General features: G+C 66.8%; 16 protein-coding genes and 1 pseudogene. 9 read left to right on the plus strand and 8 right to left on the minus strand.

The genetic code is table 11. From position 1 onward, the window contains the following. Window positions 1-47: 47 nt before the first annotated feature. The 3 genes from rraA (at window position 48) to ACHMXB_RS16440 (ending at window position 4,015) form a co-directional block, all read left to right on the plus strand. Complete coding sequence (rraA, locus tag ACHMXB_RS16430) at window positions 48-536, plus strand: ribonuclease E activity regulator RraA (protein ID WP_395400021.1); 489 nt, start codon at window positions 48-50, stop codon at window positions 534-536. 120 nt (window positions 537-656) lie between these two features. Further along, a complete protein-coding gene (locus tag ACHMXB_RS16435; RefSeq protein WP_395400023.1) occupies window positions 657-2,309 on the plus strand; it encodes an MDR family MFS transporter in 1,653 nt (550 codons plus the stop codon). A gap of 269 nt (window positions 2,310-2,578) precedes the next feature. Then, window positions 2,579-4,015, plus strand: coding sequence for a sugar porter family MFS transporter (locus tag ACHMXB_RS16440; protein ID WP_395400024.1), 1,437 nt, complete (start codon window positions 2,579-2,581; stop codon window positions 4,013-4,015). A 95-nt stretch (window positions 4,016-4,110) separates the two neighbouring features. On the opposite strand, the gene ACHMXB_RS16445 is transcribed toward ACHMXB_RS16440, so the two are convergent. After that, window positions 4,111-4,491 carry a winged helix-turn-helix transcriptional regulator gene (locus ACHMXB_RS16445; RefSeq protein WP_395400026.1) on the minus strand — a complete coding sequence of 127 codons (381 nt, stop codon included), beginning with the start codon at window positions 4,489-4,491 and terminating at the stop codon, window positions 4,111-4,113. Window positions 4,492-4,588: 97 nt separating this feature from the next. On the opposite strand from ACHMXB_RS16445, the gene ACHMXB_RS16450 reads away from it, so the two are divergent. Beyond that, window positions 4,589-5,461 (plus strand): SDR family oxidoreductase, encoded by an 873-nt coding sequence (locus ACHMXB_RS16450; RefSeq protein WP_395400028.1) that lies wholly within the window; start codon window positions 4,589-4,591, stop codon window positions 5,459-5,461. A gap of 274 nt (window positions 5,462-5,735) precedes the next feature. Here ACHMXB_RS16450 and ACHMXB_RS16455 read toward each other — a convergent pair whose 3' ends face one another. The 3 genes from ACHMXB_RS16455 to ACHMXB_RS16465 are packed head-to-tail and all read right to left on the minus strand — an operon-like array spanning window position 5,736 to window position 9,717. Beyond that, window positions 5,736-6,899, minus strand: a complete 1,164-nt coding sequence (locus tag ACHMXB_RS16455) for a mannitol-1-phosphate 5-dehydrogenase (protein ID WP_395400030.1) — start codon at window positions 6,897-6,899, stop codon at window positions 5,736-5,738. Continuing rightward, window positions 6,899-8,935 (minus strand): PTS mannitol transporter subunit IICBA, encoded by a 2,037-nt coding sequence (locus ACHMXB_RS16460; protein ID WP_395400032.1) that lies wholly within the window; start codon window positions 8,933-8,935, stop codon window positions 6,899-6,901. The genes ACHMXB_RS16455 and ACHMXB_RS16460 overlap by 1 nt, the downstream gene beginning before the upstream one ends. A 53-nt stretch (window positions 8,936-8,988) precedes the next feature. After that, entirely contained in the window at window positions 8,989-9,717 is a 729-nt protein-coding gene (locus ACHMXB_RS16465; RefSeq protein ID WP_395400034.1) for a TetR/AcrR family transcriptional regulator, read from the minus strand. Window positions 9,718-9,880: 163 nt separating this feature from the next. Between ACHMXB_RS16465 and ptsP the strand changes: the two genes are divergently transcribed. Beyond that, window positions 9,881-11,566: a phosphoenolpyruvate--protein phosphotransferase gene (gene ptsP, locus ACHMXB_RS16470; RefSeq protein WP_395400036.1), complete on the plus strand. Its 1,686-nt coding sequence runs from the start codon at window positions 9,881-9,883 to the stop codon at window positions 11,564-11,566. Between the two features lie 108 nt (window positions 11,567-11,674). Here ptsP and ACHMXB_RS16475 read toward each other — a convergent pair whose 3' ends face one another. Beyond that, window positions 11,675-12,487 (minus strand): alpha/beta fold hydrolase, encoded by an 813-nt coding sequence (locus ACHMXB_RS16475; RefSeq protein WP_395400038.1) that lies wholly within the window; start codon window positions 12,485-12,487, stop codon window positions 11,675-11,677. A gap of 72 nt (window positions 12,488-12,559) precedes the next feature. Between ACHMXB_RS16475 and ACHMXB_RS16480 the strand changes: the two genes are divergently transcribed. Then, window positions 12,560-12,994: a helix-turn-helix domain-containing protein gene (locus ACHMXB_RS16480; RefSeq protein ID WP_395400040.1), complete on the plus strand. Its 435-nt coding sequence runs from the start codon at window positions 12,560-12,562 to the stop codon at window positions 12,992-12,994. Window positions 12,995-13,309: 315 nt separating this feature from the next. After that, entirely contained in the window at window positions 13,310-13,597 is a 288-nt protein-coding gene (locus ACHMXB_RS16485) for a hypothetical protein (RefSeq protein WP_395400042.1), read from the plus strand. Between the two features lie 126 nt (window positions 13,598-13,723). On the opposite strand, the gene ACHMXB_RS16490 is transcribed toward ACHMXB_RS16485, so the two are convergent. Further along, entirely contained in the window at window positions 13,724-14,941 is a 1,218-nt protein-coding gene (locus tag ACHMXB_RS16490; protein WP_395400044.1) for a PucR family transcriptional regulator, read from the minus strand. Window positions 14,942-15,175: 234 nt separating this feature from the next. Between ACHMXB_RS16490 and ald the strand changes: the two genes are divergently transcribed. Continuing rightward, window positions 15,176-16,294 (plus strand): alanine dehydrogenase, encoded by a 1,119-nt coding sequence (gene ald / locus ACHMXB_RS16495; protein ID WP_102972464.1) that lies wholly within the window; start codon window positions 15,176-15,178, stop codon window positions 16,292-16,294. A gap of 76 nt (window positions 16,295-16,370) precedes the next feature. Here the strand turns inward: ald and ACHMXB_RS16500 are convergent. Both ACHMXB_RS16500 and ACHMXB_RS16505 read right to left on the minus strand, forming a co-directional pair. Further along, window positions 16,371-17,433, minus strand: a pseudogene (locus tag ACHMXB_RS16500) (Gfo/Idh/MocA family oxidoreductase). Window positions 17,434-17,465: 32 nt separating this feature from the next. After that, window positions 17,466-18,092 carry a TetR/AcrR family transcriptional regulator gene (locus tag ACHMXB_RS16505; protein WP_395400046.1) on the minus strand — a complete coding sequence of 209 codons (627 nt, stop codon included), beginning with the start codon at window positions 18,090-18,092 and terminating at the stop codon, window positions 17,466-17,468. Window positions 18,093-18,217: 125 nt separating this feature from the next. Here ACHMXB_RS16505 and ACHMXB_RS16510 point away from each other — a divergent pair, with 125 nt between their 5' ends. After that, complete coding sequence (locus ACHMXB_RS16510) at window positions 18,218-18,784, plus strand: NAD(P)H-dependent oxidoreductase (RefSeq protein WP_395400048.1); 567 nt, start codon at window positions 18,218-18,220, stop codon at window positions 18,782-18,784. Window positions 18,785-18,914 lie beyond the last annotated feature (130 nt).

Raw genomic sequence — 18,914 nt, forward strand, 5'->3', positions numbered from 1 at the left:
CCGCGTTGGTTTGGACCGAGGCCAAAAAGACTGCCCGAGGAGAACCAATGACCGCTTCGCCTGCCAATGCCGCCGTCAACACCGCCGATCTCTACGATGAGCGCGGCGACGAGCTGGACTCCATCTCCCTGCAGTTCCAGTCCCTGGGCAGCCACTCCCATTTCAGTGGCCCCGTCCGGACCGTGCGCTGCTTCGAGGACAACGCCCTCGTCAAGTCCGTCCTCGCCACACCCGGGAACGGCGCTGTGCTCGTTGTCGACGGTGCCGGTTCCCTGCGGACCGCGCTGATGGGGGACCTGATCGCCGCGAGCGCCGTGGCGAACGGCTGGGCCGGCGTCGTAATCAACGGCGCCATCCGCGACCGTGAGGCTATCGCGGAATTGCCCCTCGGCGTTAAAGCCCTGGGCAGCAACCCGCGCAAGAGCGCCAAGGCCGGGGCGGGAGAGACTGACGTGGACCTGCTCATCGACGGCGTGACCATCCGCACCGGTGCCACGATCTGGTGCGATCCGGACGGAATCCTCATCGAGCGCTGAGGAACGAGAAGAGCCTGCGGGAAAATTTCCGTTGCTCCGGGGAACAAAGCAGGAAGTAACATAGTTACTGAAAGCAACTATCAGTTGCGATCCCCCTTTTCTCTTGACCCTGGAGCAGCCATGTCCAAAACCACCGCAGGACCCGCGCCCGGAGAGGCCCTGACGCAGCGGCAGACCATCACCGTCATGGTGGGGCTGATGCTCGGCATGTTCCTGTCCTCGCTGGACCAGACCATCGTGTCCACCTCCATCTACACCATCGCCAACGACCTCGACGGGCTCTCCCTCCAGGCGTGGGCCACCACGGCGTACCTGATCACCTCCACGGTCACCACCCCGCTGTACGGCAAGCTCAGCGACATCTTCGGCCGCCGCCCGCTCTACCTCGCGGCGATCATCATCTTCCTGGCCGGCTCGCTGTATGCCGGCTCGGTGCACTCGATGACCGAACTGGCCGTCGCCCGCGGCATCCAGGGCATGGGCGCCGGCGGCCTCCTGGCCTTGGCGCTGACCATCATCGGCGACATCGTCCCGCTCAAGGACCGGGCCAAGTTCCAGGGCTACTTCATGTCCGTGTTCGGCATCTCCTCGGTCCTCGGCCCGGTGGTGGGCGGCGCCTTCGCCGGGTCCGCAAGCATCCTGGGCTTCGACGGCTGGCGCTGGGTCTTCTTCATTAACCTGCCCATCGGTCTGGCCGCGCTGGCCGTGGTGTTCCTCTACCTGCACCTGCCCGCCAAGCACGTCAAGCAGCGCATCGACTACTGGGGCGCCGCAGCCATCACGCTGGCCATCGTCCCGCTGCTGCTCGTCGCCGAACAGGGCCGCAGCTGGGGCTGGACCTCGGCCAACTCCTTCATCTGCTATGGCCTGGGCGTCCTCGGCATCATCGCCTTCCTGCTGGCCGAGCGCCGCGCCGGGGACTACGCGCTCATCCCGCTGCGCCTCTTCCGGAACGTCACCTTCGGGCTGTCATCACTGCTGAACTTCATCATCGGCATCGGCATGTTCGGCGCCATCGCGATGCTGCCCATGTACCTGCAGCTGGTCAAGGGCCTCACACCCACTGAGGCCGGCCTGATGATGATCACCTTCACCATCGGCATCCTGACCGGCTCCATCACCGCCGGACGCACCATTTCGTCGTCGGGCACCTTCCGGATCTTCCCCATCCTGGGCACCGCCATCCTGACCACGGCCGCCATCGTCATGGGGCTGTCCCTCGGCGCTGACACCGACCTCTGGGTCCCCGGCCTGATCGCCGTCTTCTTCGGCCTGGGCCTGGGCTTCTGCATGCAGCCCCTCACACTCGCGATGCAGGTCTCGGTGCCCTCGAAGGACATGGGCGTTGGCACCTCCACCGCCGCGTTCTTCCGCTCCATGGGCGGCGCCGTCGGCACGGCTGTGTTCATCTCCATGCTCTTCAGCCTGGCCGCGGACAAGATCGCCAACAACATGAAGGCCGCCGCGCAGAACGCCGATTACCTCAAGGTCCTGAAGGACCCCGCCGTCGCCGCCGATCCCGCGAACGCCAAGCTCTATGACTTTTTCAAGAACGGCGCCAGCAACGATTCCCTCAATGACACCAGCTGGCTGCATTCGGCAAACCCCGTGCTCACCCGGCCCATCACCGAGGGCTTTGCCCAGTCGATCGACACCGTCATGCTCACCGCTGCCGTCCTCACCGGCATCGCCTTCCTCATCAGCTTCGCGCTGCCGAAGAAGAAGCTCACGGATCCGAAGGCAGTGATGAAGGAACCCGCGGCCGCCCACTAGGCACCGCTTACGCCAATTCCGCAGCTGCGTTACGGCAGGCACCCTCCGGGGTGCCTGCCGTTTCATTTTTCCGCGGAAAGCCGCCGCATGCGGTACCAAACGGACGACGCCGGCGGGACCTCCCGCCGTCGTCGTCCTCCGTCCCGGAGTGGATCAGCGCCCGGTGACGTGGCACACTGTTAGGCGCGTGTGCGCCGGCCGATAGGGCCGGTTTCCGCAGCCGACGACGTTTGCACCGCATCCACCCACCCCCGAACCAAGGGAGAACCATGTCCACCGACAAGCAGACAACCGCCAAGATCCCCAAGCGGGTGATCTGGCTGGCGCTTGCCGGCGCCGTGGGCGGCTTCCTGTTCGGCTTTGACTCCTCCGTGGTCAACGGCGCCGTGGACGCCATGAAGGACGAATTCGCGCTCGGCGAGGCGGTCACCGGTTTCGCCGTGGCCGTAGCGCTGTTGGGCTGCGCGGCCGGCGCGTACATGGCCGGCAAGGTGGCGGACCGCTACGGCCGCATCCCTGCCATGAAGCTGGGGGCACTGCTGTTCCTCATCAGCGCCATCGGCACCGGCTTCTGCTTCAGCGTCTGGGACCTCATTTTCTGGCGCCTGGTGGGCGGGCTGGGCATCGGCCTGGCTTCGGTGATTGCACCGGCGTACATCTCTGAAATTTCGCCCCGCCACGTCCGCGGCCGGCTCGCGTCGCTGCAGCAGCTGGCCATCACCACGGGTATCTTCGCTGCCCTGCTGTCCGACGCCCTGTTCGCCACGTCTGCCGGCGGTGCGCACCAGGCATTCTGGCTGGGCATCGAGGCATGGCGCTGGATGTTCCTGGCCGCCGCTGTTCCGGCCGTGCTCTACGGCGTGGTCGCCTACACGCTCCCCGAGTCCCCGCGCTTCCTGGTGGTCCAAGGCAAGGAGGACCTGGCCCGGAAGGTCTTCGACTCCATTGCCCCGGATGAGGACACCGACCGTCACCTGCGGGAAATCCGCGAGGCGATCGAAGAGGACCAGCTCGCGGGCAGGAAGGGCTCGCTGCGCGGCAAGGCCTTCGGCCTGCAGGCAGTGGTCTGGATCGGCATCACCCTGTCCGTCCTGCAGCAGTTCGTGGGCATCAACGTGATCTTCTACTACTCCACCACGCTCTGGAAGGCCGTTGGCTTCCAGGAGAAGGACTCGCTGACCATCTCGGTGGCCACTTCCATCACCAACATCCTGGTCACGCTGGTGGCCATCGCCCTCGTGGACAGGATCGGCCGCCGCCCCATCCTGCTGGCCGGCTCCATCGGCATGGCCGTTTCCCTCGGCGCCATGGCCCTGGCCTTCGCATCGGCCACGGGCAGGGGTTCTGACATCACACTGCCGGGCGCCTGGGGCCCTGTTGCCCTCGTGGCCGCGAACGTGTTCGTGATCAGCTTTGGCGCATCCTGGGGACCGCTGGTGTGGGTGCTCCTGGGCGAGATCTTCCCGGCCCGGATCCGCGCCCGTGCCCTGGGCCTCGCCGCCGCCGCTCAGTGGATCGCCAACTTTGCCATCACGCTGAGCTTCCCCGTGATGGCCGCCGGCTCGCTGCCGCTGACGTACGCCATGTACGCACTCTTCGCGGCGGCTTCATTCTTCTTCGTCATGTACAAGGTGCCGGAGACGAACGGCATGTCGCTGGAACAGGCTGAGACCCTGTTTGTTCCGAAGGGGTCCGTCAAGGTCTGATCGGCACTTGGCTCCTCCGGCATGAAACGGAAGGCGCCCACGTTCCCTGCTTAGATTTGGGAACGTGGGCGTCTTTGTTTCTTGAGGACGGCTGCTTAGGATTCGGATCGGTTCACGATCGCCTCGGCGTGCTCGGCCACCCACGCAACCAGGGGCAGCAGCAGGGCGGCCAGTTCCTCCCCGCGCCCGGTCAGGCTGTAGTCCACCCGGGGCGGGATAACGGGCTGGGCGTCACGGCGGACGAACCCATCGGCTTCGAGGGTCTTCAGTGTCTGGGCGAGCATCTTCTCGCTGATGCCTTGCGCACGGCGGCGGAGTTCGCTCCAGCGCTGGGGACCCTCGGACAGGGCCACCAGGAGCAGTACACCCCACTTGCTCGTGACATGGTCCAGCACTGTCCGGCTGGGGCAGCCCGCGGGAAAGATCCCATCGGCGAAGGGGAAAGCGGGGACCATGGCTGGGGTACTTACCTTCATGACAGTACCTTACCTCAAAGTGCGTACTCTCTTTTGGGAAGCATTTGAAAACGAACCGGGTTGGCACCACTGACAGTCATCTCAGAAGGGACCAATCATGACCATCCTCATCACCGGAGCCACCGGCAAGCTCGGCCGCCTCGTCGTCGAAGCGCTGCTTGAAAGCGGCCTGCCCGCGGAGCAGATCGTTGCCGCAGGCCGGACTGTGGACAGGATCGCCGACCTCCGCGAGCGCGGCGTCCAGGTCCGCACCATCGACTACAGCCAGCCGGAGTCCCTGCGGCAGGCCTTCGCCGGCGCTGACAAGGTGCTGCTGGTTTCGGGCAGCGAGGTGGGCCAGCGCGTCGAGCAGCACCGGAACGCGATCCATGCGGCCAAGGAGGCCGGCGTCGGCCTGATTGGCTACACGAGCATTGCCAACGCGGACACCACCGGCATGCAGCTGGCCGCCGAGCACATCGCCACTGAAGAGATCCTCCGGGACTCCGGGATCCCGTTCTTCCTGCTCCGCAACGGCTGGTACCTGGAGAACTACACCGGCCAGCTCCCGGTACAGGTCCAGCACGGCACTGTGTTTGGAAGCGCCGGCGACGGCCGCGTGAGCGCCGCGGCCCGGGCAGACTACGCGGCAGCGGCAGCGGCTGTGCTGCTCCGGGAAAACCAGGGCGGCAAGGTCTACGAGCTGGGCGGCGACAACGCTTTCACCCTCGATGAGCTGGCCGGAGAAGTCAGTGCGGCGTCCGGCAAGCCCGTCGAGTACAAGGACCTGCCCGCGGAAAAGTACACCGAGGTCCTGGTGAACGCCGGACTGCCGGAGCCCTACGCGGCCATCCTGGCTGACAGCGACCTCGGCATCGCCCGCGGCGATCTCCTTGTCACCAGCGGAGACCTCAGCGCCGTGCTCGGCCGCCCCACCACGCCGCTGCGCGAGGCGGTCCAGGCGGCCGCCGAGGGCCTGCCGGCGAGCTAACCCAAGCCAAACGCTCCATCACATCCCGCAGGTTTTAGGGCAACCCCTCCTCACCTCCTGCAGGTTTTCGGGCAACCCTTCTTCACGTCCTGCAGGTTTTCGGCGAACGCTTCCGCACTTGGCGTCAGCAGGATTCCCCCGGACCGGTCTCAGGTGAGGAAGCGTTTGAAGAAAAGCAGCAGGACCTGAGGACGCGTCTGATTTTCGCCGTTAAACCCCCGACGCCGGAACTCACCTTGAGTTCCGGCGTCGCGGGTTTTGTTGCGGGGACAGGCTACGCCGGGGCGGCGACGTCCTCTGCCTTGCGATCCTCCACGAGGCCGCAGACCGCCGCGAAGAGCGGGTGGTCCTGTCCCAGACCGGTGATGCGCTCCGTGGCCGCGGCCGGTTCGGACGAGGCCAGGATCTGGCCGAGCTCAACGGCCTCGGCATCGGCGGGGTCGTTGAAGCGCAGGGCGGCGGCGATGGCCCCGAGCAGCGCCTCAGGGACAATGCCGCGTTCGGCCAGTTCCGCCGCCGGGCCGATGAACCGCTCGTGCCGGCTGAGCTTGCGCAGCGGCGCGCGCCCCACGCGGTGCACGGTGTCCGGCAGGTGCGGGTTGGTGAAGCGGCCCAGGATCTTCTGGACGTAGGCCTCCTGCTCGTCGTAGCTGAAGCCGTGCTTGGACACGAGCAGCTGCTTGGTCTCGTCGAGCACGGCGCGCACGTCCGCGGCGACGTCCTCGTCCGCCATGGCGTCGGAGATCTTCTCCAGCCCGGCCTCGAAGCCGAAGTAGGCCGCGGAGGCGTGTCCCGTGTTCACGGTAAACAGCTTGCGCTCGATGTAGGGGCCCAGCTCGTCCACGAAGGTGGCACCCGGAATCACCGGGGCGGCACCCCCGAACGGCGTGCGGTCGATGACCCATTCGTAGAACGTCTCCACGGTGACGTCCAGGCCCTGCCCTGGTTCCTGGTTGGGTACGATCCGGTCCACGGCCGTGTTGGCGAACACCGCCGAGTCCGCCAAGGATCCGGCGGCCTCGTCCCAGGACGAGACGATGGACTCGCGCAGGATGTCCGTGGCGTTGATGGCGTTCTCACACGCCATCACCTGCAGCGGCGGCAGCCCCGCGGCACGGGCGGCGATTCCCTTGGCGATCGCAGGGGCCACGAACTTCAGGATGTGCGGCCCCACCGCCGTGGTGACGATGTCCGCCGTCGCGATTTCCTCGATGAGCTGCGCCTCCTGGGTGCCGGAGTTCAGCGCCCGGAAGTTGTCCACCGTGCGCACGGCGGGGTTCTCCCCCACCTCGTGCACGCTGTAGCTGTCCGCCCCGGCGAGCTCGGAGATCAGGGCATCCGCAACGTCAGCGAACACCACCTCATACCCGGCCTCGTGCAGCAGCAGGCCGACAAACCCCCGGCCGATGTTGCCGGCCCCAAAATGTACAGCCTTCACTATGCGTTGACCTTTCCAAACAGATCCAGGACTTCGTCCACAGATGTTGCCGCCTCAAGCTGCGCCACCTGCGCCTTGTTCGTGAAGACTTTGGCGATCGAGGACAGGATGTGCAGGTGCTCGTTATTGACACCGGCCACTCCCACCACGAACTTGACCTGCTTGCCGTTCCAGTCGATGCCGTCGGGATAGCGGATCACCGAGACAGCCGACTTCCGGATGTGGTCCTTGGCGGCGTTGGTGCCGTGCGGGATGGCCAGGAAGCTGCCCATGTACGTGGAGACGGACTCCTCGCGCTCGTGCATCGCGCGGATGTAGTCCTCGTCCACGGCCCCGCGCGCCAGCAGCAGCTGGCCCGCCTCGTCGATCGCGCCATCCCTGGTGGATGCGGAGCCGGTCAGGACCACGCTCTCCGGCACCAGGATGTCCGACGGCGCCGCGGCAGTTTCGGGGGACGCGTCAGCTCCGTCGCCGGTTCCGGCAGTTGCGGAAGTCCCGGCGGCGGCTGCGCCGGCGCTGGTACCGGCTTCGGCAGGAGCCTCCGCACCTTCGGCATTGCTGCGCTGGACCATTTCCACGATCTCGTCATAGCGCGGGCTATTCATGAAGTTGTCCACGGAGACGTGGACGGCGCTGGCCGTGGCCGGCTTGGCACGTTCGGTCAGGTCCTGGTGCGTGACCACCACGTCGTACGTGTCGTTGAGGTTGGCGATGGACGCATTGGTGACCTTGACGTCAGGGAAGCCGGCCGCCTTGATCTTGTTGCGCAGCACGGAGGCGCCCATGGCGCTGGAGCCCATGCCGGCGTCGCACGCGAACACGATGTTGCTGATGGGGCCGGTCAGAACGCCCACGCCGCCACCGGCACCCGCGCCGGTGAGCACAGAGGAAACCGAGCTCTTCTTGCCCTTCATGGCTTCCATCTTCGCGGTGGCATCTCCGAGGTCAGTCTCGTCACTGTGGCGGGTTGTGCGCAGGATCAGCGAGGCCACGAGGAAGGAAACCGTGGCTGCAAGGAGCACGGAGAGGATCACGCCGAGGTAGCTGTCGCGGGACGTCTGCGCGATGACGGCGATGATGGACCCCGGGGCCGCCGGGGCTACGAGACCGGAGTTGGTGACCGCCAGTGTGGCGATGCCCGTCATGCCGCCGGCAATGGCAGCCAGGATCAGCAGCGGGCGCATGAGGACGTACGGGAAGTAGATCTCGTGGATGCCGCCGAAGAAATGGATGAGCGCGGCTCCGGGAGCAGAAGCCTTGGCGGCGCCACGGCCGAAGAACATGTAGGCCAGCAGGATGCCCAGGCCCGGGCCGGGGTTCGCCTCCAGCAGGAACAGGATGGACTTGCCCTGGTCCAGCGACTGCTGGATACCCAGAGGGGTCAGTACCCCGTGGTTGATGGCGTTGTTGAGGAACAGAACCTTGGCCGGTTCGATGAAGATGCTGGTCAGGGGCAGCAGGCCGTTGTTCACGAGGAACTGGACCACGTTACCGGCGGCCGTGCTGAACGCCTGGACCAGCGGGGAGATGCCGTAGAAGCCAAGCATGGCGAGCAGTGCGCCCCAGATGCCGGCGGAGAAGTTATTCACCAGCATCTCGAAGCCGGGCCGGATCTTGCCGTCCCAAATGGCGTCGATCTTCTTCATGGTCCAGCCGCCGAGGGGACCCATGATCATGGCACCGATGAACATCGGGATGCCGGCACCGACGATCACACCCATGGTGCCGATGGCACCAACGACGCCGCCACGGACGTCATAGACCATCTTGCCGCCGGTGTAGGCGATCAGGAGAGGCAGCAGGTAGGTGATCATGGGACCCACAAGGCCCGTGTTCGGAACTCCTTCGGCATTCGTGCCAAAGCCGCCGAGCTGCGGTACCGGGATCCATCCTTTTTCGATGAACAGGGCGGTGATGATGCCCCAGGCGATGAATGCACCGATGTTGGGCATGATCATGCCGGACAGGAACGTCCCGAACCGCTGGACGTGCACCCGCGCACTGGTTTTGGGTTTTGCAACTGTCTCTGTTGCCATGTGATTTCCTAACGTGGTCCCTGCGGCACCGCAGGATGGTCCGATAGTTTCGTCTAGCTGGTGGAACTGGTGGAGATCCGGTGGAGCCATTCGAGAAAAAGCTTGAGTTCCGAGCTGGTGAGCTGGTCCGAGTGGGATGCCTGCAGCGCCGCGTTCAGCGCGATGGCAGCCACCACCACCGATGACTTACCGGAGTCCTCCGGTCCCGCGTCCCGCCCCTGGTCCCTGGACACCGCAAAGATCATGGCGTCCCGGGTCATCGTGGACAGCTCCAGATTCCGCTCCGCGGCCGGTTCTGCGATCAGCATGAGCGTCACACCCACGTTGGCGGCCAGGATGCTCCTGGCGGCCTCCCGTGGCTGGACGTTCAGCTGTCCGGCCGCAGCGGCCTTGTTCAGCATTTCCTCCAGGAGTACCTCCGCATCGGCAACGATGGCGGGGCGGCTCTCGGGGCGGATGTTACCGAACATGACCAGATAAAGTTCGGGCTGCTTGAGCCCGAACTGCACGTGGTTGTCCCACATCCGCCGGATGTCCACCAGCGGCTGTCCGGACGGGGCGAAGTCCCTCTCGCCCGCCACATACTCTTCGAAACCCGCGGCGACAACTGCGTCAAACAGGCCCTCCTTGTCACCGAAGTGGTGATAGAGGGTGGGCGCCGTGACACCCGCCAACTGCGTGATCTGGCGGGTGGAGACGGCGGCCCCAGCGGATTTGGCCAGCAATTCGGCTGCCGCACGCAACAGCCTCATTTTGGGCGGAAGCTGGCCATCGAAACTCATAACCGCTACCCTAGCACCTATAGCAACGCTATATGAACTGAATCACATACAATTTTTTCCAGGCACCGCAACGCAGCATCGGACGTAGCCGTTCCGAGCTTCCGGGCTCCCGCCCGGGCAGATACCGGCGGGCCTGGCTACCGGCAGAGAACGAGGACCTTCAGTGCAGAACTTCCCAGGAGTAGGCGTCAGCCCAGGCCGCATCATCGGCACGATCCGCCAGATGCCCAAGCCCATCAGCGAACCTCCGGCCGGCGAACAGCTGGCTGCCGGGACCACCCCCGAAGAGGCGACGGCAGCACTGAAGGCCGCGGCGGGTGCCGTCCATGATGAGCTGAAGGCCCGCGCGGACCACGCCACCGGTGATGGCAAGGCTGTCCTCGAAGCCACGGCCCTGATGGCCAAGGACACCATGCTGATCAAGGGCGCGGCTAAGCTCATCGCCCGCGGCACCTCGCCGCAGCGGGCCATCTGGGAATCGGGCTCCTCGGTTTCTGAGATGCTGCACAATCTCGGCGGTTACATGGCGGAGCGCGCCACCGACGTCCTGGATGTCCGCGCCCGCATCGTGGCCGAACTCCGCGGCGTGTCCGCGCCTGGCATCCCGACGTCGAACGAACCGTTCATCCTGGTGGCCGAGGACCTGGCCCCCGCCGACACCGCCACCCTCGATCCCAACAAGGTCCTCGCCCTGGTCACCGCCGGCGGGGGTCCGCAGTCCCACACCGCGATCATCGCCCGCTCGCTCGGCCTGCCGGCGGTCGTGGCCGCCGTCGGCGTGGACGAGCTCCCGGACGGCACCGAGGTTTACGTTGACGGCGCCGCCGGTTCCATTACGGCCAACCCGGACGATTCGCTGCGCGCAGCCGCCGAGGCCTGGGCTGCCACGGCCTCCCTCCTCGCGGAGTTCAGCGGTACGGGCTCGACGGCGGACGGCCACCTGGTGCCCCTCCTCGCCAACGTGGGCGGGGCCAAGGACGCCCAGGCCGCCGCCAAGCTCGGCGCCCAGGGCGTGGGCCTGTTCCGCACCGAATTCTGCTTCCTCGAACGTGACACCGAGCCCACCGTCGAGGAACAGGCCGCCGCGTACAAGGGCGTATTCGATGCCTTCCCCGGCAAGAAGGTGGTGCTCCGCACCCTGGACGCCGGCGCGGACAAGCCGCTTCCGTTCCTTACGGACTCCACCGAGCCCAACCCGGCCCTGGGCGTGCGCGGCTACCGCACCGACTTCACCACGCCGGGCGTCCTCGACCGGCAGCTGGAGGCGATCGCGCAGGCCGAAAAGGAGTCGGAAGCTGACGTCTGGGTCATGGCACCAATGATTTCGACGGCGGAGGAAGCAGCCCGCTTCGCCACCATGTGCGCCGAAGCCGGCATCAAAACGCCGGGCGTGATGGTGGAGGTTCCTTCCGCCGCCCTCACCGCCGACACCATCCTGCGTGAAGTGGCCTTCGCCAGCCTGGGAACCAACGACCTCACCCAGTACGCCATGGCCGCTGACCGCCAGCTGGGCCCGCTCGCCGGGCTGAACACGCCGTGGCAGCCTGCCGTGCTGCGCCTCGTGGGCCTGACTGTTGAGGGCTCAAGGGCAGAGGGACACAACAAGCCGGTGGGCGTCTGCGGCGAGGCCGCGGCTGACCCGGCCCTCGCCGTCGTGCTGACCGGCCTGGGCGTCACCACGCTGTCCATGACCGCCCGCTCGCTCGCGGCGGTGGCCGCCGTGCTGAAGACTGTCACGCTGGCGGAGGCCCAGGAGCTGGCCAAACTGGCCCTGTCCGCACCGAGCGCCGTGGAAGCCCGGGCCTGGGTCCGGGAAAAGCTGCCGGTCCTGGAAGAACTCGGACTGTAGCTCGCCCGCGGATCAGACCGGCCATAAAGCAGGCAGGCGCCCGGAATCCGGGCGCCTGCCTTCTTTTCGGGTTCAGGTAGCCTGCAGCTCAGGCTCTCAGATCGGGGTTCAGGCCGTGGATCCGCCGGCTGCAGCTGAGCCCTCGGCCGCGGCGCCGGCCCAGCGCCGGATGGTCCGGGCAACATCTTCGGGAGCTGTGTCCTGAACAACGTGCCCACACCCGGGCACCTCGGCAAACACACCGTCCGGTGCCTGCGCGGCGAGGCGCTGGCACCACGGCCGGCGGGCGATCGGATCCCTTCCGCCGCGGAGCACGAGCACCGGCTGGGCCACGCCCCGGATCCGGGAGTTGAGCGGATACTCCATCATCACGGGCAGTTCGGTCAGGTACCACCGAAACCCCGTCCGGAAATAGTCGGTGAAAACCACGGCATTGGTGGACGGCGGCTCACAGAACAGGGAATCCCGCGTCAGCGCCAGCGCGTGCCAGGCTGCACTCCTGCGTTCGGGATCCACCACCGGACCCATGAGCACTGTGCGGGTCACCAGCCCGGGCGCCTGAAGCGCCAATTCCACAGCGAACTGGACCCCCATGGAATGGCCCACCACGATGCACGACTCCACGCCGCGCTCCGCCAGAACCGCCGCAACGAACGCCGCATATTCGCCCACCGTCACCTGCCGCCCGGGACGCGGCGTGCCGTCGAAACCCGGCAGGTCGAAGGAGTAGACGGCAGCACCCCCTTCGGCCCACTCCGCCTGTTGGTTCTGTTCCTTCGGGCCCCGGGCCAGTTCGATGTGCAGCCGGGCGAGGTAGCGGTGCGAGACGCCGATGCCGTGGAGCAGCACATAGGGCGGCTGACCCGCGGCCGCCACCTCGTTCGACGTGTACAGGCGGCCCGTCAGGCCGTTTGCCGTCACTGCTACTCCACCGCTAAGTCTCATCCGCCGAGCATATCCAACTCACCGTTCCGCAGCGGTTAGGCTTCTGCCATGGCTCTCATTGCTCCCAGGGTGGCGCCCGCCCTTCCTGCCGACGAGGCTCTGGCGCTGCAGCGCGCGCTCGACGGCGGCACTGACATCACCGTGTTCGTGGATGGCACTGTCCACCGCCTCCCGCCCCAGGCGAGGGACGCCGTCGTCGACCTGCTGGCAAGGTTCAGCCGCGGCGAAGCGGTGACCGTAAGCAGCGTGGAAGAAATGCTGACCACCTCAAAGGCGGCCGAACTGGCCGGCATCTCCCACACCTACCTGCGGAACATGACGGACCGCGGCGAGATCCCGGTGGAATACCGCGGCACACACCGTCGAATCCGGCTGGCAGCCGTCATGGCATGGCTGGAGGGGCAGAAAAAGAAGCAGGCGGCAGCGGCAGCGGCCGGAGGAGCCTCCGACGCCAGGACTTCCGACGGCGAGAGCGGGCAGTAGGAAGCTTCCTGCGGGCCCTTCAGCTCCGCGAGCCCGTGGTGTTCCTGCTGGGCCCCAATGGCCGGGTCATCGCGTCCAATAAGCCACGGGAACCCTGTTCCTGGAAGAGGACATGGCGCGGGCCGACATCTCGGTGGACGTTTCGCCCGCCAACCCCGCGCGCCTGCCCTGGAAGCTGATCACCCTCCGGGATTAAGCTCCTTCGTGGGGCAGTAGATGTCCCGGCCTGCCCGCAAAATGACGGGGTGATAAGGATCAAGCAACGATCCCCCGTAACCAGGGTTTCCGGCTGGCGCGCGGGGTTACTCTTTATTCGTGGTGAGATTCAGGGGGTTGCACATCGTGGCGGGCATCGTCGCCATGGGTGTGGCGGCTGCCTTGGGAATCATCATGGGCCTGAACAATACCGCCGTTTTTACCTCCAGCTGCGTGGTCTACGTGGCTGTATCGCTGTTCGTCCAGAGCCGCCTCGCGAAGATCCGCACCCGGCTTCAGGAACTTCCGCAGCATCTCCCCGACGGCGTCACGCTGGAACGGACCGCAGAGCGGACTACAGAACGTCCTGCCGAGCAGCTGCCCAGCGGCGAAGGCAACGCCGCCTAGTCCCCACCGGCTCCCTGCCCTCGCAAGGCCCCACCGGCTCCCTGCCCACGCAAGCTCGGGCCGGGTCCCTCGCCAGCGTGGGCCCACGGGCCGGGTCCCTCGCCGGCGTGGGCCCAAAGCCGGGCGTCAGATCCTTGGCCTTGAAGCCCAGCGCCGCGCTTTCAGGGCGGCGTGCAGCTCCAGCCGCACCATCCCTTTGAGCGGATCGACGCCCAGCAGCTGGCGGATGCGGCCCAGCCGGTTGTAGATGCTGCTGCGGTGCAGATGCAGTTTTTCGGCGACGTCCTGGACCGAACCGTCATTGTCGTAGAGCAGTTCCAGCACGGGCAGCAACTCACCGTTCCGGTCGTGGTCCTCCAGGGCGCGGAAGTTCACCGAACTTGCATCGCTCCAGACGCCGGCCCCGCCGCCAGCCGAGGCCAGGAGCTGGTAGACGCCCGTGGCCCGGCAATCCACCAGCTCGCCGAGCCGGGGATCGACGGCGGCGGCCAGGGCGGCAACCTTCGACTGCCGGTAAGCCTCGGCCAGGTCTTTGACGCGGCCGAATCCCTCGCTGGTTCCCAGAATGATCCGCTCCACGGACCTGCCGGAACGCTTGGCGAGCTCCAGCTGGTAATGCACCAGAACCTGCGCCTGGCTCGCACGCCCTGTGGATTCCCGGAAGAGGACCACTGAATGCGTCTCCGCGCCTGCACTGAACAGGACAGCGTCCACGCCAATGGTGGCCTGCAGTGCCGCGGCGCGGTGGATGAGCGTGGACGCGATGGGATCCGGGCCGGCCATCCAGCCGTCCGCGTCCAGGACGGTTACCAGCTGCCAGGGCCCGCGGTCCTGTACTTCCTTCCAGCCCGCCACTGCAGCTACGGCGTTGGCTTCCCCTGCACAGGCGGCCAGGAACTCGCGTTCACGGCTGCGCCGGAACTCGGATTCCGCGGTGTTGGAGTCCAGCAGCATTCCGGACAACAGGTCCAGCTCGTCCCGGACGCCGGGCAGTTCGGCGAGGATCGCCGTCGCACTTTGATCTTCCACGTCCAGCTGCACCCATAAGTAGCCCACCCGGAACCCGCGGACCAGCAGCGGGACACAGACGCGCCCGAGCATGCCCAGTTCCTCGTTTGCGGGCACCACCACCGGCCGCACCGCGGTGGCGATGCCGTGCGAGAGCTGCCAGTTTTTGACGTCCAGCGGCACGCGTTTGCTGAGCAGGAAGTTAACCCGGACCCGGTCCGCGTGCGACTGGTTGGAGCTGTAGGCGAGCAGCAGACCGTCGAGATCCTCCAGGGAAAGCCCGCGGCCCAGTTTGAGTGCCACACGTTCGACGAGCTGTTCCACATCCTGCTGCATGCTGACAGACTACGTCCCGCGGGGCGCCGTGAGCGAACGGACATCAGGCGACACCTGACGCCTCTGCGGTCGACTTTAGTCGAGTAGAGAACTTTGAAAACCCCGGAATCACGCGGTTTAGCTTCGGGTGAGGCGGCCGATTCGTGTAGTACGCCTCACAGCCGGATCTATTCTGGAATCACAACATTCCCCACACATTCCGGCCTTGCAGCCATCGGATCTGGAGCCCAAAAAATGATCATCGGTGTCCCCAAAGAGATCAAGAACAACGAATTCCGCGTCGCCATCACGGCTGCCGGCGTTCACGAATTCCGTACCCACGGCCACACGGTCCTGGTGGAGCGCGGTGCGGGCCTGGGTTCCGGCATCACCGACGAGGAGTACGCCATTGCTGGCGCAGAAATCGTTGCCGACGCCGACGAGGTCTGGTCCCGCGCGGACATGGTGATGAAGGTCAAGGAGCCCATCAAGGCCGAGTACCACCGCTTCCGCAAGGGCCTGATCCTCTTCACCTACCTGCACCTGGCCGCCGAGCCCGAGCTGACCCAGGAGCTCATCAACGCCGGCGTCACCGCCATCGCGTACGAGACCGTTCAGGAGGGCCGCACGCTGCCCCTGCTCGCGCCCATGTCCGAGGTGGCCGGCCGGCTCTCCGTCCAGGTCGGTGCGACCTCCCTGATGGCGCCCGCCGGCGGCAAGGGCGTGCTGCTTGGCGGCGTCCCGGGCGTCCGCCCGGCCAAGGTCGTGGTCCTAGGCGCAGGCGTCGCGGGCACCAACGCTGCCGCCATGGCTCTGGGCCTCGGCGCCGACGTCACCATCCTGGACATCAACATCAACCGGCTGCGCGAACTCGACGCCCAGTACCAGGGCCGGCTCAAGACGGTCGCCTCCAACAAGTACGAGATCGAGAAGTCCGTGGTGGACGCCGACCTCGTGATCGGCTCCGTGCTCATTCCCGGCGCGAAGGCCCCCAAGCTGGTGACCAACGAACTCGTGGCCCGCATGAAGCCCGGCTCGGTGCTCGTGGACATCGCCGTGGACCAGGGCGGCTGCTTCGAGGACACGCACCCCACCACGCACCAGGAACCCACGTACAAGGTCCACAACACGATCTTCTACTGCGTGGCCAACATGCCCGGCGCCGTCCCGAACACCTCCACCTACGCGCTGACCAATGTCACGCTCCGCTACGGCGTGGCCCTGGCAAACCTCGGCGTCAAGGCAGCTTTTGAGAAGGACCCCGCACTCGCCGCCGGCCTGAACATCGCCGCGGGCCATGTGGCGCACCACTCCGTTTCCGAGGCACACAACCTGCCCCTCGTAGCGGACTGGCACGAGCTGGTCTCCGCATAGGGTTTTCACCGTCGACTGCTCCGCAACCGCCCTTTTGGACCCCCAAAACGGCAGTTACGGAGCAGTCGATTGGTGTTTAAAGCGCCCTCGCCTGTTCGATCAGCTTCAGGACCTCCACCGGGCCGGCAGGGTCTACTGGTACCGGCAATGACGAGGCGGTGCCGCCGTCGCCGATCTTGGCTGCGAGGATCCGGTAGAACTCCGGGGTAGTTCCCGCGTTCGGTCGGCAGCCGGTCCAGGTGCCCGTCGCGGCCCAGCTGCCCGGCCCATTCGGCGGCTTCCACGCCGTACTCCGCATCCAGCGGGCTCCCGCCCGCAACGATATAAGGCTCCTGCGGGTCCACGCCGTGCTTGGTGTAGCCGCCGCCGGTGCCGAGGACCCGGTAGCGCGGGCCCTGCTGGGCGCAGAGCATGTTCATCCAGTGGTGGCTGAGCACGCCGTTCCCGTGCCGCACGATCACGAAGCAGTCATCATCCGTCTTTTCGCCCCGGCGCCGGGCCAGGAGCTCGGCATGGACCACCTCGCCCGGGCCGAAGAGCTGCAGCGCCTGGTCCAGGAGGTGGGTGCCGAGGTCGAACAGGACACCGCCGCCGTCGGCCGCGGTGGCCTCCGCCTTCCAGGCCTTGGCAACCTCGGGCGACCACCGTTCAAACCGCGATTCGAACCGCGTGACCTCCCCCAGCACACCGCGCTCCAGCAGGGCTTTGACCGTGAGGTAATCCCCGTCCCAGCGCCGGTTCTGGAACACCGTCAGCACCCGCCCCAGCCGCTCTGCGAGCGCGATCAGCTCCTGGCCCTGGCCGCTCGTCACGGCGAACGGCTTGTCAACGACGACGTCGAGCCCGGCCTCGAGCGCGGCCTTCGCCAGCGGGTAGTGGGTGGCCGGCGGCGTCCCCAACACCACAAGGTCAAGGTCAGCGGCCAGCGCAAGGACCGCATCGCCGTCGGGCACTGTCTTCACGCCCGGATACTGCTCAACGGCGGCCGCCTGCCGGCCGGGGTCAGAGGTGGCGATGACGTCCAGCGAGTAACCGGGGTCCGCCGCGACCAGCGGGGCGTGGAAGACCCGGCCGGACAGGCCAAAGCCCACCACTGCGGTGCGGATGGGGGCGGAGGGTGTGGAGGAATCGGTGCTCATGGTGCCACGCTACCCCCTCGGCCGGTCCCGCTTTAGCCGTCCGCAGCTCCGGCGACGCGGATGACCAGCTCGCGCCAGGACTCCTCCAGCCGCTCCGGCGAAACGTGCTGCACGCGGACGGCATGCAGCAGCCGTTCGGGTTCGAGGGTTGCGCTGAGGGACATGGCCATGAGCCACGGGTCAGCATCGAATCCCGCCGAACGCAGCAGGTGCTCAATGTGGCGGTGCCACAGCACCGCCGCGGGCGCCTCGAACCTGTTATGCAGGGACGCTTCGGCGGCCCGCGCGAGCTCGCCGTACTCCATGACATAGCGGATGCGTTCGGCACCAAAGGCGATCAGCCGTTCCAGCGGCGGCGCCCCGGGGCCAAGCGGCGGCGGTCCGAACATGAAGCGGCCCTGGAACTCAGCCTCGGCGTCGCTGAGCAGGGTCATCATCAGGCCGGCCCGGCTGCCGAAGCGGCGGAACACGGTTCCCTTGCCCACCCCTGCACGCTCCGCCAGCTTGTCCATGGTCACGCCGTCGGCGCCGCATTCCTCCACGAGCTGCCGGGCAGCACACAGGAGCAGCTCCCGGTTCCGGGCAGCATCGCTGCGTTCCGCTCCGGAACCGGACGCGGAGCCGGCAGTGGATCCAGATCGGATTGGGATGAGGCTCACACCAAGCATTCTAGACCCGGGAATAATATCCGGACCGCAGTCCGTTTAGTCTGGATGAAGGCACCAAACGCCTCCACGAACCACTCGCCACGGAGCGTTCCGTGGCAAGACCTAAAGGAGTTCACATGTCCAAGAGCACCGTACTCGCCCTGGTGGGAAGCCTGCGCGCCGACTCCCACAACCGCAAGCTTGCCGAAGCCATCCAGCTGAACGCCCCGGAAGGCCTCGAGATCGTGATCCACGAGAGCCTGGGCAACATCCCCTTCTACAACGAGGACATCGACGTTGAGGGCCAGGTCCCGGCAGCCGCCGCCGCCCTCCGCGACGCAGCCGGCAAGGCTGATGCCCTGCTGCTGGTCACCCCCGAGCACAACGGCACCATGCCCGCCTCGCTGAAGAACGCCATCGACTGGCTGTCCCGCCCGTACGGTGCCGGCGCCCTCGCCGGAAAGCCCACCGCCGTCGTCGGCACCGCCTTTGGCCAGTTCGGCGGCGTCTGGGCCCAGGACGAGGCCCGCAAGGCCGTGGGCATCGCCGGCGCCCGCGTCCTGGAGGACGCCAAGCTCGCCGTCCCCGGCTCCATGGTCCGCTTCGCGGAAACCCACCCGAAGGACGACGCCGAAGTCGTTGAGCAGATCAAGGAACTCTTCGTGGCCCTTGCCGCGGTCGAGCCCGCCGGCGCAGCCGCCTAAGCAACTCCGCGCCCTCTTATACGCCCCCGGCCCACCAGCGGCCGGGGGCGTGTGCCATTCCCGGCCTCGGCCCGCTGACCGGGCGGCCCCAGGCGGCCGCAACCAATCCGTGACTGAGCTGCCGCCAAAC

The sequence above is a fragment of the Arthrobacter sp. UC242_113 genome (assembly GCF_044054585.1).
Lineage (GTDB): Bacteria > Actinomycetota > Actinomycetes > Actinomycetales > Micrococcaceae > Arthrobacter.

What these genes read in the sequence shown, in the direction of transcription:
- rraA (WP_395400021.1), top strand. Translation starts at nt 48, where the DNA reads ATGACCGCTTCGCCTGCCAATGCCGCCGTCAACACCGCCGATCTCTAC.
- ACHMXB_RS16435 (WP_395400023.1), top strand. Translation starts at nt 657, where the DNA reads ATGTCCAAAACCACCGCAGGACCCGCGCCCGGAGAGGCCCTGACGCAG.
- ACHMXB_RS16440 (WP_395400024.1), top strand. Translation starts at nt 2,579, where the DNA reads ATGTCCACCGACAAGCAGACAACCGCCAAGATCCCCAAGCGGGTGATC.
- ACHMXB_RS16445 (WP_395400026.1), bottom strand. Translation starts at nt 4,491, where the DNA reads ATGAAGGTAAGTACCCCAGCCATGGTCCCCGCTTTCCCCTTCGCCGAT.
- ACHMXB_RS16450 (WP_395400028.1), top strand. Translation starts at nt 4,589, where the DNA reads ATGACCATCCTCATCACCGGAGCCACCGGCAAGCTCGGCCGCCTCGTC.
- ACHMXB_RS16460 (WP_395400032.1), bottom strand. Translation starts at nt 8,935, where the DNA reads ATGGCAACAGAGACAGTTGCAAAACCCAAAACCAGTGCGCGGGTGCAC.
- ACHMXB_RS16465 (WP_395400034.1), bottom strand. Translation starts at nt 9,717, where the DNA reads ATGAGTTTCGATGGCCAGCTTCCGCCCAAAATGAGGCTGTTGCGTGCG.
- ACHMXB_RS16480 (WP_395400040.1), top strand. Translation starts at nt 12,560, where the DNA reads ATGGCTCTCATTGCTCCCAGGGTGGCGCCCGCCCTTCCTGCCGACGAG.
- ACHMXB_RS16490 (WP_395400044.1), bottom strand. Translation starts at nt 14,941, where the DNA reads ATGCAGCAGGATGTGGAACAGCTCGTCGAACGTGTGGCACTCAAACTG.
- ald (WP_102972464.1), top strand. Translation starts at nt 15,176, where the DNA reads ATGATCATCGGTGTCCCCAAAGAGATCAAGAACAACGAATTCCGCGTC.
- ACHMXB_RS16510 (WP_395400048.1), top strand. Translation starts at nt 18,218, where the DNA reads ATGTCCAAGAGCACCGTACTCGCCCTGGTGGGAAGCCTGCGCGCCGAC.